Origin of the sequence: Streptomyces sp. NPDC007901, assembly GCF_042959465.1 — a bacterium.
GTDB lineage: Bacteria > Actinomycetota > Actinomycetes > Streptomycetales > Streptomycetaceae > Streptomyces.
In genome coordinates this window covers 13,768-27,885 of sequence record NZ_JBIBKW010000030.1, presented here as the reverse complement: position 1 = coordinate 27,885, position 14,118 = coordinate 13,768, and the positions used below count along the sequence as shown (strand labels likewise).

Here is a 14,118-nt window from a genome sequence, read left to right as displayed (position 1 = left end):
CAGGGGGCATCGCGTCGCCGCAGCGAGGGGCTCGCCGAGCTGGCCGAGGGCGGCGGGACTGTGCTGGCGGCAGGCAGGTCACGCCTGAGGTGCCGTCGCCGTCCGGTTGCTCGATCGCGCCCCGAGCGACCTCGGTCCCGCACCCCGGAGGCCGTGGTACTGCGCGGCTTGAGCATGCGAACACCTGCGATTGGCGGTCAAGACGGAGCCGTAGCGCCTTGCCCCTGCTCTGGGTGAGCTGTGTGCCATGCGTCCCAGATCTCCTGGCGGAGCTTGCCTTGGGACGGCACGCTCATTCCCTGGCCTCGGGCCCAGGCCCGAGACCGTACAGGAGATCGCCGACGAACTCGGTGCCGAGTACGCCCCTGGCGGGGGCGCCGGCACCGCCGTGTCTGCGCGCATCGTGCGGATGAGTGCGGGTGGGGACGTACAGGAGCCGTCTGCCGGAGGGTTGTTCGGAACAACTCCAGACAACCCCCGGGCCACCGGGACCGACGTCGTGGTTCGTGGAGAGGACCGGATGCGGTTCGTGGGCGCAGCCACCCGCCGCATCTCGCGCAGCATGGATCTGGACGAGATCTTGCTCGCGCTGTGCCGGGCCACGGTGCCCGTGTTCGCCGACTTGGTCTTGGTCTACCTGCGTGAGCCATTGCCCGTCGGAGACGAACCTGTGCCAGGGCAGGCCGTCCTGCGGCTGCGCCGCATCGAGCGGATATCCGACGAGGCGGCGACGCTCGCTTTCGTGCCGGAGGTTGGTCACTCTGCCGGCAGTGACTTCGGCCGTGCCAGGCCGCCGGAGGTGACTGTCGTACGCGCCGACGGCCCTCTTGCCCACGTGTTGCGGGGGGGTACGTCCGGTCTTCGGTGACATGGCGAACGGTGACACCCTGTCCGAGCTGGTCGGAGAAGGTTTCGGCGGACCGTCCGGCTCGCGGGTCATTTTTGCGCCGCTGCGGGGGCGACGCCGGGTCGTCGGCACCGCTGTGTTCCTCCGGCAGCCCGACCGTCCCGTTTTCGAAGCGGCCGACCTGCAGGTCGCCGCCCAGCTGGCCACGCAGAGCGCTCTGGGCATCGACAAGTCTCTGCTCTACCACCGCGAGGCGTACCAGGCGGACGAGTTGCAGCGCACCATGCTGCCCCACACTCTGCCCTGCCCCCCTGGGGTGCGGCTGGCCTCCCGGTACCTGCCGGCCGCAGAGACCGCGCGCGTCGGCGGTGACTGGTACGACGCGATCCCGCTGCCGGGCAGCCGGGTCGCGCTGGTTGTCGGCGACGTGATGGGGCATTCCATGGCGTCGGCGGCCATAATGGGCCAGTTACGCACCACCGCGCAGACCCTTGCGGGCCTCGACCTCCCTCCGCAGGAGGTCCTGCGCCACCTCGACGAACAGGCACAGCGGCTGGGTACCGACCGCCCGGCCACGTGTCTGTACGCCGTCTACGACCCGGTCGCCCACCGCATCACTTTCGCCAATGCCGGTCACCCGCCGCCCGTCCTGCTGCTCCATGGCGGCAAGGCCGAGGTATTGCAGGTGCCACCCGGTGTCCTCATCGGTGTCGGCGGAGTGGACTTCGAAGCGGTGGAACTGGGAGCACCAGCGGGATCGACGCTGGTGCTCTACACCGATGGCCTGGTCGAATCGCGGATCCGGGACATCTGGACGGGCATCGAGCAGCTCCGTGAGCGACTGGCCGCAACAGCGCAGCTCTCGGACCCACCGCCGCTGGAAGCTGCCTGCGACGAAATCCTGGACATGCTCGGCCCCGGTGACCGTGACGACGACATCGCGCTGCTCGCGGCCCGCTTCGAAGGACTTACGGCAAGCGATGTCGCCCAGTGGTCCATCGAAAGCGACCACAGAGCGCCGCACATAGCCAGGCAGCTCACCCGTCAGGCGCTTGACGGGTGGGGGCTCGCGCACTTGTCGGATCGTGCTCAGCTGCTGGTCAGCGAACTGGTAACCAACGCAGTGAACGCGGCAGCGGCGATTCTCGAACCGATCGAGGTGCGGATGCTGCGCACGCACGTACTGCGGTGCGAGGTACAGGACAGGGCAACGCAGATGCCTCGCCAGCTTCAGGTACACAGTCTGCAGGAAAGCGGTCACGGCCTGTACGTAGTCAATGAACTGGCTGATCGATGGGGCGTCAGCCGGCTGGTGGGAGGGAAAGTCGTCTGGTTCGAGATAAAGCTGGACGGCCCTCCTGGCTGACCGGGCGCCGACGGGTACGGCAGCATGTCACGCTGCAGGCAGCCTCTGCCGCGGGCCGCCCGTCCGCCCTCCAGAAGGCACACCGAAGCGTCCCCTCACTGCCCTGGACGGCGGCGAAAGCCCTGCCCGGCGCGACGCGAACGCCGCGCAGGCGTCCTCTGGTCGGCGGCTGGGCCGGGTGAGGAGAACCCACCCGGCACGGCCGGGCGGGCCGGCGGGCCGGCGGGCGGGCGCCGGCACCTGTGCGGACACGGAAGGCTGCTGTGCAGCCGTCGCAGGACGCGGTCGGCCAGCAACCTCTGGCCCTGCACCGTGCGCTGCTCAATCCGGCGGGTTACCGGCCGCCGGGCCAGGCGAAACCGCGTGCTATCGGCTGCCGACACCCGCCGCTGTGGGAGCCGTCGAGCGGGAGCCGGCCAAAGCTCTGAACCAGCGTCCGTAATAGTCGGCTCAGGGAGAGGGCTGGTCGCTGGTGACAGGCCGGCAACCGGATGCGATGTCCCAGCGCCAGAGCGAACTCTCAGCAGATATACACTCGGAGTATATCTGCGGTGTATGATCCTCGCATGAGTGTTCCTCTCACCCTGTTGGGGCTGCTGGAGCGGGAGCCGAGCCACGGCTACGACCTCAAGCGCGACTACGACGCCTTCTTCAACCGCGGCAAACCGCTGCCGTACGGGCAGGTCTACACAACGCTTGGCCGGTTGGCGCGGGACGGGAAAGTCATCGCCGGCGAGGCGGAGCCCGGGGTCGGCCCCGAGCGCAAGCGCTATGTGATCACCGAGGCGGGGGCGACGGAGTTCGAGACCTGGCTCACCCAGCCGGTGGCCCCCGAGCCCAATTTGCAGACCGTGCTGTTCACCAAAGTCGTGCTGGCCCTGATGCTCGGCCGCGACGCCCAGCAGTATCTCGACACCCAGCGGGCCGCCCACCTGGAGCGGATGCACGAGCTGACGAAGCTGCGCCGGACCGGTCCGATCATCGACGCCCTGCTCGCCGACCACGGCCTGTTCCACCTGGAGGCCGACCTACGGTGGATCGAGCTGACCACGGCCCGGATGGACACGCTGGCAGCGGCGGTGCGCACATGACCGCCCTCATCGAGGCCCGCGACATCACCCTCTCCTTCGGCGAGACCCACGCCCTGCGCGGCGCCAGCCTGGCCGTCGAGGCCGGCGAGGTGTTCGCCGTGATGGGCCCGAGCGGCTCGGGCAAGTCCACCCTGCTGCACTGCCTGGCCGGCATCCTCACCCCCGACTCGGGCGAGGTGCACTTCGACGGACGCCGCATCGACACCCTGAACGAGACCGAGCGCAGCGCCCTGCGCCTGGACACGTTCGGCTTCGTCTTCCAGTTCGGCCAACTCGTCCCCGAATTGACCGCCGAGGAGAACGTCGCCCTGCCGCTGCTGTTCTCCGGCCTGCGCCGGGCGGCCGCCCTCGCCGAGGCCCGGCCCTGGTTCGCCCGGCTGGGCCTGGACGGCCTGGAGCGCCGCCGCTCCGGGGAGTTGTCGGGCGGTCAGGCGCAACGGGTGGCGCTGGCCCGGAGTCTTGTCGCCCGGCCCAAGGTACTGTTCGCCGACGAGCCGACCGGAGCGCTGGACTCGCTCACCGGCGAGCAGGTGATGGACCTGATGGTGGACGCGGCCCACGAACAGGGCACCACCATCGTCCTGGTGACCCACGAGCCCCGGGTCGCCGCACATGCCGACCGGGAGGCCATCGTCCGCGACGGCAAGGCCAGCCTGCTCACGACCGGACGGATCGCCTCGTGATCGCCTTCGCGCTCCGCCTCGCGGTCAGCGGCGGTCGGGAGGCCCTCGCCCGGCTCGCCATGATCGCCGCCGCGGTCGCCATCGGCGTCGGGCTGCTGCTGTCGACCTTCGCCAGCATGAACGCCGTCGAGCGGACCAACCAGCGGCAGGTCTGGCTCGACACCGGCGCCGCCAGCCGTACCGAGCTGGCGTCGGCGGACCAGCTGTGGTGGTGGCCGCACGGCGACTACTACGACGGCAAGTCCCTCACCGAGGTCGACGTCGCCGCGACCGGCCCCACCTCGCCCGTCCCGCCCGGCCTGACGCACCTGCCGGCGCCCGGCGAGTACTACGCCTCACCCTCGCTGGCCAAGCTGATCCGCGACACCCCGGCCGACCAGCTGGGCGACCGCTTCCCCGGGCGGCTCACCGGCACGATCGGCGACGCCGCCCTGGCCTCCCCGGACTCGCTGATCGCTGTCATCGGCCGAACCCCCGCCCAGATCAAGGGCGCACCAGGGGCGAGAGCAGTCACCACCATCGCTACCAGCCGGCCATCCACCTGCGACAACGAGTGCTGGGACAACGCGGTGCGCGGCGACGCGCTGACGCTCATCTCCTCCGTGGTGGCCGGGGCCCTGATCTTCCCGGTGCTGATCTTCATCGCCACCGCAACCCGACTGTCCGCCGCCACGCGCGAACAGCGGTACGCGGCGATGCGGCTGGTCGGCGCCACTCCCCGGCAGGTGTCGCTCCTATCGGCGGTGGAGTCCGCGCTGGCGGCGGCCGCCGGGACAGTGATCGGCTTCGGGCTCTACGCCGCGCTGCGCCCGCTGGTCGCCACCATTCCGCTCACCGGGCAGCAGCGGTTCTTCCTCTCGGATCTGACACTCAGCGCCCCGCAGGCCCTCGGCGTCATCGTCGGCGTGCCGGTGGCGGCGGCGATCGCGGCGCGCCTCGCGCTGCGCCGGGTCGCCATCTCCCCGCTCGGCGTGACCCGCCGGGTGACCCCGCGCCCGCCGCGCGCCTGGCGGCTGATCCCGCTGCTGGCGGGCCTGGCCGAACTGGCGTACTTCGTCTTCGTCGGCCGCCGCCCTGCGACCGGGAACGGCCAGACGGCGGCCTACCTCCCCGGATTCCTGGTGGTGATGCTGGGCCTGGTGATCGCCGGGCCGTGGCTGACCATGACCGTCGCCCGGGCGGTGGCCCGGCGCACCCGCCGCCCGGCCGCCCTGATCGCGGTGCGCCGACTCGCAGACGACCCGAAGGCCGGCTTCCGCGCGGTCAGCGGCCTCGTCCTGGCCTTGTTCGTGACCACCGCGACAGTCAGCATCATCGGCACCATCAACGACTACCGCGGCACCCTCAACGGCGACCGGCAGACCCGGACCGTGGTGGAGGACGGCGGCGACGGCCAGGCGTCGCTGGCCGGGGCCATCCCGACACGGCTGCTCACCGAGGTGCGGGCGATCCCGGGCGTGCGGGGCGTAGCCGTCGTCCATGCCAACCCCGACGACGTCGGCAAGGTGGTACACCGGCGAGTCCACCCGGGTGATCCCGGCCCGGACGCGCCTGCACTGGTGACCTGCTCCGACCTGGCGCAGACTCCCATGGTGGGCCGCTGCCCAGCCGGGGCGAGCGTCACGGCCGTCGACTTCTACGCGTTCGTCAGCCTGCAGTCGCACCCGAGCTTGCCGTGGCCCGCCGCCGCAATCAGCACCGCAGCCGTCGCCAAGCTGCCCGTACAACTGGTCTACGTGGCCACTGACGGTTCGACAGCCGCCATGGAACGCGTGCGGACCGTGCTCACCACCGCCTACCCGCACCAACAGGCCCAAACGGTGGGCGACTGGGGCACCGACTTGCAGCAAGAGCTGGCCGGCTGGCGGCAATTGGCCAACGTGGTGCTGCTGACCACCCTGCCGATCGCAGGCTGCAGCCTGGCGGTGAGCGTCGTCGCGGGCCTGTCGGATCGCCGACGCCCGTTCGCGCTGCTGCGGCTCACCGGCGCGCCGCTGCGGTTGCTGCAGAGGGTGATCGGCCTGGAGAGCACACTGCCGCTGCTGGCGGTGGCCGCGATCTCGATCGGTACGGCCTTCGCCGCCTCCGCCCTGTTCCTGAAATCGCAGATGCACTACGACCTGGTGTCGCCAGGTGTGGCGTACTACGCGCTCGTCGTCCTCGGCCTCGTTGCCGCGCTGGGCATCATCGCCTCGACTCTCCCCCTGCTCAAACGCATCACCGGCCCAGAGGCCGCCCGCAACGGCTGACGCGCCAACTCCCCGCTACGCCCTGGACATCCCTCCCATCGGCGTCCGGGCCTGATGGAGCTCTTCGCAGCACGACAACGGTTGTCTCTGAATCCACAGCCAGGAGCCTTGATGATGTGCGTCCCTTCAGACCATCCGTCTGGTCGGCGTCGGGAACCTCGGCCCGATCAAGGCAGTGTCCTGCGGTGAACATCCTCGAAGAGGTCTTCCTGCCGAGCGCCCGCCACTTTCAGGAGGAGCGACAGCGCCTGGAGTGGATGCGCGACGACGAGGGCGACCCCTACCGCGGGCCGATCGACCTCGACAGCGGCATCGTCCACATCAGGATCGGCCCGAAAACAGCCGCCTCGGCAGAGCGACGTCGAGGACCGGACGCGAGGCCATGACCATGCCGTCCCACACCCAGCGCCACGGGCTGCGAGCCCGGTTCCGACCAAGAAACCCAGACTCGGGAGGATTCATGACCGTCACGGCGTCCAACAGCCGAAAACCAATGACGCGCCGTCGCATGCTCGGGGCAGCGCTGACCGCTGGGATCGGGACTGCCGTGCCGCTCGGCGTCGCATCCCGCGCGTGGGCGGCTCAGACCGCCTCCGGCCCGGTGCAACTCACCCTGCCTCCGCCCACCGGACCGCACCCGGTGGGCATGGTGCCGCTCCACCTCGTCGACACCTCACGCCCGGATCCCGTGGCCGGCCCGGGGCGTCATCGCGAGTTGATGGCCAGCGTCTGGTACCCCTCCCGCAGGACGGAGGACCTGCCGCGTGCCCCCTGGATGACCGAGGGCGCGCTGCGGGCGTTCCTGACAGACGCCGGCTTCCCCCTCGACCCCGCCCTCGGCCCGCTCACCGCCGGGCGCGTGGGCGCGCCCGTGCACGGTACGGGCCACCGCCTGCCCATCATCGTGTACTCGCACGGCTCGGGCAGCCACCGCGCCGACCACACCATCATCGTCCAGGAACTCGCCAGCCACGGCTACGCCGTGGTCACCGTCGACCATACCCACGACGCGTTCACCGAGTTCCCCGACGGCCGGGTCCTCACCCCGGACGACGTCCCGATGTTCCCAAAGGACTACTCCGCGGACCTCCGGTTCCTGCTCGACTGCGTGGAGGACCTCGCCGCCGGCCGCAACCCCGACTTCGACGGCAAACCACTGCCGCCCGGCCTGCTCGGCGCCCTCGACCCGCGGCGCATCGGCGCGTTCGGCTGGTCGAAGGGCGGCACCGCCACCGCGCTCACCATGCTCGCCGACCGACGCGTCAGAGCCGGGCTCAGCATCGACGGCCCCATGCAGCCGACCATCACCGCCGACCTGGACCGGCCGTTCATGATGATGACCGCCATCTTCACCCGGGCCGCCATGCCGGACGTCGCCAAGTTCTGGACGCACCTTCGCGGCTGGCGGCTCAACATCCAGGCCGACGGGGCCATCCACCAGTCATACGGCGACAACGCGACGCTGATCCCGCAGGCAGGCAAAATCCTCGGCATGACCGACCAGCAGGTCCAGGACATGATCGGCACCCTCGCCCCGGCCCGGTCGGTACGGATCCAACAGGCATACCCGCTCGCCTTCTTCGACCTACACTTGCGACACCGCCAAAGGCATCTGCTCGACGGCCCGAGCGCAGCCTTCCCAGAGGTGAAGTTCCTTCGATGAAACCGTGGACCGCGGCGCTCACGTCCCGCGCCGCGGTCCACGCGCCCCGGTGGCGAAGAACCACGGTGAAGAACCTCTTGCTGTCCCCGCCGAACACGTCAGCGAAGACGGACAGCGGTGGGGACTGCCGGCCGCCTGTACGGCACGAGGAGTGGGTGGACATGGGTGGACATTGATGCGCCGCGAGGTCCAAATGAGGAAGGGTGTAGCTCAGGAACCGCACCCATCGTGGACTCGCCACGAGGGATCAGCAGGGCTTCCGGCCCTCCGAGGCGCTGTATGGCGCTGACAGCGCCTCGGAGGGCCTTGTGATCACCGCTCTCGAGAGCCGGAAGGGCCTCAGAACGCCGCAGGCGGCCGTACGAGGCCGGGAAGGATCATGCGCGCCGGACGCCGACGGGTCGTCGTCACAGGTGAACCAGATGATCAGGTCCCGCGTCGCGAGCTTCGCTCTCAAGGGGAGCGATCTACAACCCGCACATAGGTACTACCTGTACTAACCCCTATTGGGGTGCAAGGCCGTCTGCGGCCTGCTGTACGCCCTCAGGCGTCGTCCTCAGCCTCGGGCATCCCCGAGGCGCGGGCGATGCCCTCCACTTCCTGCTGGTCCAGGCGGCGCTGGCGCTGCTGGGCGTCGATGCGGTCGCGCAGGGCACGAAGCTGGTCGGCGTCGGCAGCGACATCGGGCGGCACGAGGGACATGGCGCCCTTGGTGTGCTCGCCGTCACCGAGCTGCGCGACGACGTGGTCGGCGCGGTTCTCGTGCCCGGGCTGCAGCGCACCGAGCAGCCCCATGAGGTTGAGCAAGCTCCTGCTGCACCTCGGGGGTGGACAGCTCCCTCTCCTCCTCGGTGTCGAAGCGCAGCCGGGCCGTGCCGCCGCCGTGCGCGGCCCACAGCCGGATGGCCTCCATGAGGAGGTCGAACTGCGCCTGGGGCATCCGGGCCCGCAGCGCGTCGACGTACAGCCGGTAGCGCAGCCGCGCGACCTCCTGCGGGTCGTCCTGGTCCGCCACGACCGTTCCCCCTCTTCCCGGCGCCGGGCCGGTGTCAGATCTGCCAGGAGCGGATGCGGTCGGCCGCGTCGTACCCGTCGGCGCGGCCGGCGTCGATGTCCCGAGCGAGGTCGATCAACGCGCCGTACGGCGGGTCGACGGCCTCACCCGCCGCGTCCATGTAGGACACGACGATCGCGGCGCCGTACAGGGCGTTGCGGGCCGGGAGCGGGCGCAACCGGATGACGGCGTGCATCAGCGCGGCCGCGCGCCAGGCGTTGTCCACGGTGGCGCCGACCTGCGGGGTGTTGACGCGGTGCCGGGCGATGGCGGCCACGAGATTGGAGAAGTCGTGGACCTCAGGGTGCTTGGGCAGCACCTCCGCCTGGCGCTCCAGCAGCCAGCGGATGTCGATGTGGAGTTCCACCTCAGGCCGCCCGCCCCGGGGCCTCGGCAGCGTCCCGGCGGGCGGGGGCGTCGTCGGGGAACGCCGCGTCGAACGCGTCCGCGTTATTGGCGACGAACTGGCGGAAGACGTCCGCGGCACCTTCGAGACGGGGGTCGCGGACCGCGTTACGCGCGGCCTCGGTGATAAGGGCGGTGACCGTGGTGCCCTCGGCCTCGGCCCGCTCCTGCAGCTGCGCGTGGAGGTCCTCGGGGACCCGGATCGTCACTGACTTCGACATACCCCGAACGTACAGCAGGGCGTACAGCACGGGTACGGATTCCGCAGAATCACTCCGAAAGAGACTGCCCCGAGCCAACGCGGACCCAGGGGCCAGCCGCCCAGCCGGACCGCGTCGACCAGGGAAATCACCGGACCCAGGCCCCAGGCCCGCCCCCCAGTGCTGGGTCTCACTGGCGGACATGACACAGATCGGCTGATCAGTGACACAGAAGGCGTGTCCACCAGGCAGAACACGGGGTCGATGACACAGATCGCCGGACTGATCAGTGCCTGCCCCCTGCGGGAGCAGGACGTGAGGACCTTCACGGCCCCGGGCTGACTTCGTTCCGTATCGCACACGAGGACACGCGAAGCAAGATCACGAGTGTCAAGCTCCGTCCGCGAAATCCGCCCACAGAGGGGGTGTCCGGCTCGTCGTCGTGCTGACCCTGCTGGCCTTTGTTGACCAGTTGCTGTTGCGCGCGGGACGGGCCGGAGTGCTGCCATGGCGGAACAGCGGACGTCAGGGCCAGATATCAGCGACCGGGTTCGAGCAGCTGCACGCGAGCCTTTCGCCGGGCAAGCAGAACGAGCTGAAGGAGCGGCAGGCGGCCCTGGTCCTACCGGACAACAAGGATGACGGGGCTCCGCCGAACAGGACAACGGTCGATCTGGACGGAGGGACCGCGGTCGTCCGGATGCCTCGCTCCAGCCAGTAGAAGGCTCACTCAACCTCCGATGCCACAAACTCAAGGTTCGCTGCCACAGGACAGGGGGGTTCATCGGCCTGTAAGTCGGACATACGTGTCCTGTCTCACTCAACCGAGTCGTTTCCTCAACGAACCGAGTCGTTCGGGCTTCCGTCTCAGCGAACCTGGTCGCGCGGTTGAGCGCGCCGGGGGTGCTGGATGGCTGAACCGGCTGAGGTGGATCAGGCAGGGCCGCGCGTCGAGTTGTCGAACGTGGACGCGGCGCATGGGCGTCGCCGGCGTCCGCTGCGGGGCTGTGTGACGGGCCGGTTCGAGGATGTTGATCCTGTACGTACGTTTCGCTGGTCGCGCGGTGAGCGTCACTTCCCGGGCTGGTACTGGGCGGCGACGACCGGGCGGTACGTCGGCCTCGAGTCGCGGCTGGAGCGGGAGCGTCGGCGCGCCCCGGGTTACTTCGTGCGCTGCACGGAAAGCTCGGCGGTGGTGGTCGATGTTCGTGCGGACGAGCTGATCCGAAGGACGTCGAGGCGTTCGAGGTGACGCGCCTGCGCTGCGCCCAGGCCGGAGAGTCACACGGCGAGGGCACCGCCGACGAACGTACGCTCTGGCGGTGACGCCACGAGTTCGACCATGGTGCCGGCGCGCAGGTCATCACCGACAACGCGCGTAATCGCGTCGGTGAGCGCGGTGCCGAGGCGCACAGTGATCTGAGCGGCGTCGGGGCGTTCGAAGACGCCGGCGCGGACGCCCAAGATCACCGAGGCGTTTGTATCCACGGCCTTGCCACCCCGCGCGAAACGGCCCGCGGGGACTCCGGCCAGGCGGACACTTACGAGGTCGCGGGCCCATTCGCCATAGACGTCGACGACAGCGTCGGTCAATGCGGCGACGAGCATGGGTTCCTTACCGGTCAGCCTGTTCTCCGGAAGGTGGACGGTCAGATGCGGCATAGTTGACCTCGTTCCCTTTGAATCCAAAGCCTTTGCTTTTAAAGGTATCTGGAAGAGGTCGCCGATGTCCACGGAATCGGACGGTCCAGCCGTCAATGAGGCTGTCCGCACCCTGCTGTTGCTCATGCCACGGCTTGTCGGCCGCGCCAAGCGCCTGCCCATCCCTCCGGCGCTCCAGGGCCTGGACCTGGCACCGCGACATCTCGCGCTGCTGGCCCACCTGGAGTACGACGGCCCCACCAGCGTCAACGACCTGGCCGCCCGGCTGGAGGTGGCCCCGACAACCGTCAGCCTCATGGTCAGCGAGCTGTCGCGGCTGGGCGTCCTGCAGCGCACTGCCGATCCCGTCGACCGCCGCCGCCGCATCGTCGCCATCGCCCCCGCCTACGCCACACCGATCGGCGAATGGCTTTCCGGCAGCGCCTCTGCCTGGGAACGCGTCATGCGCGGTCTCGACCCCGCGGAACGCGCCACAGTCATCACCGCCCTGCACGCCTACGAGGCCGCCCTGGAGCAGGCGGGCGACCAGCATCGGAACGCGCAGCCGCGTTAGCGGGGTTGGCGGAGTCTGCATAGCATGGCCTGCCGACACAGCCGCTCTCGCTTCTCACCAACAACGGACTGATCACGCGAGTCCGTCCGTGACGACATGGACGGCTCAGAAGTCGCCAGCGACAGGACCTGACGGCCCGACCAGTACAGCGGAAGCCCGACCTGAGACCGGACAGCACTCAGCCTGTTCGGTCCCGGTCCCCGAGATTTGCCTCAACGAACCAAGTCCCCGCGTCTTACCCAATGCAGTCCACGCAGATCAGCGAGGTGCGGACGACTAACTTCACTGAGACAGGACAATACGCGGATGTATTCGAGGTAGCCTGGCACACTTTTTTCAGGGAGCGTGACAGGGCCTGTGCTGTGTCCGGATCTTGGTGCGGCGGGCGCTACCCCCGGCGCCGCAGCTTCCGCGTCAGCTCCTGATGCCACGCCGGACCGGTCGCTGACCGCTGAAGAGACAAGCGAGGTCCGAGGGCACCTCGCCGACCTGACCAGGAACCGTAGAAAGCTGGACCGCGAGCTCGTACGTCGTCTACTCGCCCATGTGTCGGACCCCTCTGCCAACAGCCCGGAGGATCCGCTTTCCTTTGGATCGCATGAGGCCGAGCGCGATCCGGAGGATGCCACGGACGTGAAACCAGCCACGCCGACGACGTGCTCGGGAGCGATGCGGAACGTGGCGGGTGACAACAAGCCTGCCTATGTGACAACTGCCGTGCCTCGGCTCAGAATCTTGTGACTGAGTGCTTCAGTTGGCCATTCTGAGCGTCGCAGGTGGCCGACCTGCCTTGTCCGCACGAGACGGCCCTCATCGCGCGCCCTGTGTACAGCCGCGGCAGGGTTCTTCCGGCGGCTCCCGTGTAACCACGAGGAGGCGGTGCTGTGCACCATGCGGTTCAGCGATACGCCCTGCCGCGTACGTAGGCGACGATGAGGGTGATCGCGGTGATGGCGCACACCAGCATGCCGAAGGTCAGAAAGGCGTAGCCTGCCTCGCTGATGCCCGGTTCGGTGCTCTGCACCATGGTCATGCCCTCACCGGCGGAGATCCGGTGTTCCTTGTCCGGGTGATCCGCGATGTAGAAGATCATCGCGGTGATCGCTGTCGCGCAGGCCGCGGCCCCTGCCAGCGGCCACCTGCCCGCCCGGCCGTACCAGGGGATCCGCGGCTTCAGAGCGACGTGCGGGCACTGCGTCAGCAGGGCGCGTCCCAGGTCGTCGGCGCGTTCGGTGAGCCCGTCAGCCCACAGCCGGGTCCCGTCGTCGAGGTCGATCTCAATGCGGTAGCCGTTGCCGAGTCGGGTCGCGAGGCCGTTCACCGCGTCGCCGTCGACGTGAAGCGAGGTGACGCGGTTCCAGGACCAGCCCGCGGCTCCCCGCTGGGATCCGTGGATCAGGCCCCCTTGGCGCACCTCGAAGTACTCGCCGCGCTCGCCGCGCAGGGCCCGCGCGATCTGGGTCGCCGCGATCGCTATGGCGCCCAGCGCAAGGCCGAGCAATAGACCGATCGCCTTGTTGCTGCCTGCCGACCCCTCGCCGGTTGCCGACCAGCCCCACACGCCCAGCCAGCCGGACGGGATGGCTATAAGCAGTGCGCGGCCTGCGTTCTCCCATCGCTTCCGGTGGTCCACCGCGTGCCGGCTGACCACCGGGCCGAGGTCGCTGAACATGTCTGCTCCTTCAGTCACGGGGGAAACCATGCAGCTGGGCCGTCGGCCCCACAAGATCGGCTATGGGGCCGGTACTTGGGGCTGGGATCGAAACAAGGGAACCGACGTGCTGGTGAAGACAGCCGTGGCGAAGCAGATTCCGGGCTCTGGGCCGGGGCGTCACTTCAGTTCCATGAGGATGTCGGCGCGGGCGTAATAGTCGGCCACCGGGAGACGGTTGCGGCTGATCCTGACAAACCCGGCTTCCTCGTAGAGGTGGATGGCGGCAGCCAGCTTGCTGTTCGTGCCGAGAAACAGCCGAGCCCCACCGAGTGCCTGGGCACGGTCGATCGCTGCGGCTATGAGCTGGCGGCCGATGCCGCGGCCCTGCGCGGCGGGGGCCACGGCCATCTTCGCCAACTCGAGCACGGCGTCCGGGTGGGCCAGAAGCGCGACGCATCCGACGACGGTGCCGCTGCCGGGCTCGTGGGCCAGGAGCACGTCGCCGCCCAGGCCCACGATGCGGCCGAACGGATCTCCGAGAACCGCCCGGTCCTCTTCCTGCAGGGCGAACAGGCGCGAGATCCATTCCTCGTTCAACGCGCGGAACGCGTCGGCATCACTCTGTGAGGCGATCGAGGAGACCACGGTCGGGGCAGATGTGCGCGGCATGAGGCGGGTTTCCTTTCGGGTG

14 protein-coding genes and 1 pseudogene are annotated in these 14,118 nt (G+C 69.4%); 8 read left to right on the top strand and 7 right to left on the bottom strand.

What is annotated here, in order from left to right:
- Window positions 1–247: 247 nt before the first annotated feature.
- The 6 genes and pseudogenes from ACFZDK_RS49730 (at window position 248) to ACFZDK_RS49705 (ending at window position 7,899) form a co-directional block, all read left to right on the top strand.
- Window positions 248–2,213 (top strand): annotated as a pseudogene (locus ACFZDK_RS49730) (SpoIIE family protein phosphatase).
- A gap of 566 nt (window positions 2,214–2,779) precedes the next feature.
- Window positions 2,780–3,304: a helix-turn-helix transcriptional regulator gene (locus ACFZDK_RS49725; protein ID WP_390984325.1), complete on the top strand. Its 525-nt coding sequence runs from the start codon at window positions 2,780–2,782 to the stop codon at window positions 3,302–3,304.
- Entirely contained in the window at window positions 3,301–3,987 is a 687-nt protein-coding gene (locus ACFZDK_RS49720; protein ID WP_390984322.1) for an ATP-binding cassette domain-containing protein, read from the top strand. The genes ACFZDK_RS49725 and ACFZDK_RS49720 overlap by 4 nt, the downstream gene beginning before the upstream one ends.
- On the top strand, window positions 3,984–6,236 hold the full coding sequence (locus ACFZDK_RS49715; protein WP_390984319.1) for an FtsX-like permease family protein: 2,253 nt from the start codon (window positions 3,984–3,986) through the stop codon (window positions 6,234–6,236). Before ACFZDK_RS49720 ends, ACFZDK_RS49715 begins: the two co-directional genes overlap by 4 nt.
- A 185-nt stretch (window positions 6,237–6,421) precedes the next feature.
- Window positions 6,422–6,622 carry a DUF6191 domain-containing protein gene (locus tag ACFZDK_RS49710; protein ID WP_390984316.1) on the top strand — a complete coding sequence of 67 codons (201 nt, stop codon included), beginning with the start codon at window positions 6,422–6,424 and terminating at the stop codon, window positions 6,620–6,622.
- On the top strand, window positions 6,619–7,899 hold the full coding sequence (locus ACFZDK_RS49705) for an alpha/beta hydrolase family protein (protein ID WP_390984314.1): 1,281 nt from the start codon (window positions 6,619–6,621) through the stop codon (window positions 7,897–7,899). Before ACFZDK_RS49710 ends, ACFZDK_RS49705 begins: the two co-directional genes overlap by 4 nt.
- Before the next feature lie 543 nt (window positions 7,900–8,442).
- On the opposite strand, the gene ACFZDK_RS49700 is transcribed toward ACFZDK_RS49705, so the two are convergent.
- The 4 genes from ACFZDK_RS49700 to ACFZDK_RS49685 are packed head-to-tail and all read right to left on the bottom strand — an operon-like array spanning window position 8,443 to window position 9,579.
- Complete coding sequence (locus ACFZDK_RS49700; RefSeq protein WP_390984311.1) at window positions 8,443–8,601, bottom strand: hypothetical protein; 159 nt, start codon at window positions 8,599–8,601, stop codon at window positions 8,443–8,445.
- Between the two features lie 22 nt (window positions 8,602–8,623).
- Window positions 8,624–8,914, bottom strand: a complete 291-nt coding sequence (locus tag ACFZDK_RS49695) for a hypothetical protein (RefSeq protein WP_390984309.1) — start codon at window positions 8,912–8,914, stop codon at window positions 8,624–8,626.
- 34 nt (window positions 8,915–8,948) lie between these two features.
- Window positions 8,949–9,320 carry a toxin Doc gene (locus ACFZDK_RS49690; protein ID WP_390984306.1) on the bottom strand — a complete coding sequence of 124 codons (372 nt, stop codon included), beginning with the start codon at window positions 9,318–9,320 and terminating at the stop codon, window positions 8,949–8,951.
- A gap of 1 nt (window position 9,321) precedes the next feature.
- Window positions 9,322–9,579, bottom strand: a complete 258-nt coding sequence (locus ACFZDK_RS49685) for a YlcI/YnfO family protein (RefSeq protein ID WP_390984304.1) — start codon at window positions 9,577–9,579, stop codon at window positions 9,322–9,324.
- Window positions 9,580–10,000: 421 nt separating this feature from the next.
- On the opposite strand from ACFZDK_RS49685, the gene ACFZDK_RS49680 reads away from it, so the two are divergent.
- Window positions 10,001–10,279: a DUF6191 domain-containing protein gene (locus ACFZDK_RS49680; RefSeq protein ID WP_390984301.1), complete on the top strand. Its 279-nt coding sequence runs from the start codon at window positions 10,001–10,003 to the stop codon at window positions 10,277–10,279.
- Between the two features lie 560 nt (window positions 10,280–10,839).
- Here ACFZDK_RS49680 and ACFZDK_RS49675 read toward each other — a convergent pair.
- Window positions 10,840–11,292 (bottom strand): tautomerase family protein, encoded by a 453-nt coding sequence (locus ACFZDK_RS49675; protein WP_390984298.1) that lies wholly within the window; start codon window positions 11,290–11,292, stop codon window positions 10,840–10,842.
- Here ACFZDK_RS49675 and ACFZDK_RS49670 point away from each other — a divergent pair.
- Window positions 11,285–11,773, top strand: a complete 489-nt coding sequence (locus tag ACFZDK_RS49670; RefSeq protein ID WP_390984296.1) for a MarR family transcriptional regulator — start codon at window positions 11,285–11,287, stop codon at window positions 11,771–11,773. The genes ACFZDK_RS49675 and ACFZDK_RS49670 overlap by 8 nt on opposite strands.
- An 898-nt stretch (window positions 11,774–12,671) precedes the next feature.
- Here the strand turns inward: ACFZDK_RS49670 and ACFZDK_RS49665 are convergent.
- Window positions 12,672–13,445 (bottom strand): hypothetical protein, encoded by a 774-nt coding sequence (locus ACFZDK_RS49665; RefSeq protein ID WP_390984293.1) that lies wholly within the window; start codon window positions 13,443–13,445, stop codon window positions 12,672–12,674.
- A 159-nt stretch (window positions 13,446–13,604) separates the two neighbouring features.
- A complete protein-coding gene (locus tag ACFZDK_RS49660; protein WP_390984290.1) occupies window positions 13,605–14,096 on the bottom strand; it encodes a GNAT family N-acetyltransferase in 492 nt (163 codons plus the stop codon).
- Window positions 14,097–14,118: the final 22 nt, after the last annotated feature.

What these genes read in the sequence shown, in the direction of transcription:
- ACFZDK_RS49725 (WP_390984325.1), top strand. Translation starts at nt 2,780, where the DNA reads ATGAGTGTTCCTCTCACCCTGTTGGGGCTGCTGGAGCGGGAGCCGAGC.
- ACFZDK_RS49720 (WP_390984322.1), top strand. Translation starts at nt 3,301, where the DNA reads ATGACCGCCCTCATCGAGGCCCGCGACATCACCCTCTCCTTCGGCGAG.
- ACFZDK_RS49705 (WP_390984314.1), top strand. Translation starts at nt 6,619, where the DNA reads ATGACCATGCCGTCCCACACCCAGCGCCACGGGCTGCGAGCCCGGTTC.
- ACFZDK_RS49700 (WP_390984311.1), bottom strand. Translation starts at nt 8,601, where the DNA reads ATGTCCCTCGTGCCGCCCGATGTCGCTGCCGACGCCGACCAGCTTCGT.
- ACFZDK_RS49685 (WP_390984304.1), bottom strand. Translation starts at nt 9,579, where the DNA reads ATGTCGAAGTCAGTGACGATCCGGGTCCCCGAGGACCTCCACGCGCAG.
- ACFZDK_RS49670 (WP_390984296.1), top strand. Translation starts at nt 11,285, where the DNA reads ATGTCCACGGAATCGGACGGTCCAGCCGTCAATGAGGCTGTCCGCACC.
- ACFZDK_RS49665 (WP_390984293.1), bottom strand. Translation starts at nt 13,445, where the DNA reads ATGTTCAGCGACCTCGGCCCGGTGGTCAGCCGGCACGCGGTGGACCAC.
- ACFZDK_RS49660 (WP_390984290.1), bottom strand. Translation starts at nt 14,096, where the DNA reads ATGCCGCGCACATCTGCCCCGACCGTGGTCTCCTCGATCGCCTCACAG.